The organism is Streptomyces sp. SID12501 (assembly GCF_010550245.1).
GTDB lineage: Bacteria > Actinomycetota > Actinomycetes > Streptomycetales > Streptomycetaceae > Streptomyces.
On record NZ_JAAGLU010001117.1, the window covers coordinates 1 to 379 of the forward strand.

The 379-nt window shown below is 74.4% G+C and carries 1 protein-coding gene; it reads left to right on the forward strand.

The genetic code is table 11. The annotated features are described in order from the left end of the window. A partial coding sequence (locus G3I71_RS50095; RefSeq protein ID WP_164325649.1) for a substrate-binding domain-containing protein occupies window positions 1–379 on the forward strand: 379 nt, incomplete at both ends.

Below are 379 nucleotides of genomic sequence, written 5' to 3' on the forward strand. Positions count from 1 at the left end.
GGCCGGCTCTTCCAGGCCCCGTACAACCGGTACGACGCCTATCAGGTGGCGCTCGGGCTGCTCGCCGGCCCGGACCGCCCGCCGGCGATCTTCTGCGCCACCGACGACCAGGCCATCGGGGTGCTGCGGGCGGCGCGCGAGCTGCGCATCGACGTGCCCGGTGAGCTGGCGGTCGCGGGCTTCGACGACGTGAAGGAGGCCGGGCTCACGGATCCGCCGCTGACCACGGTCTTCTCCGACCGTCCGGCGATGGCGCGGGCCGCCGTGGACCTGGTGCTCGACGACTCGCTCCGGGTTGTCGGCTCGCGGCGGGAGCGGCTGAAGCAGTTCCCCTCGGCGCTGGTGATCCGGCGCTCGTGCGGCTGCGGGGAGCCGAACG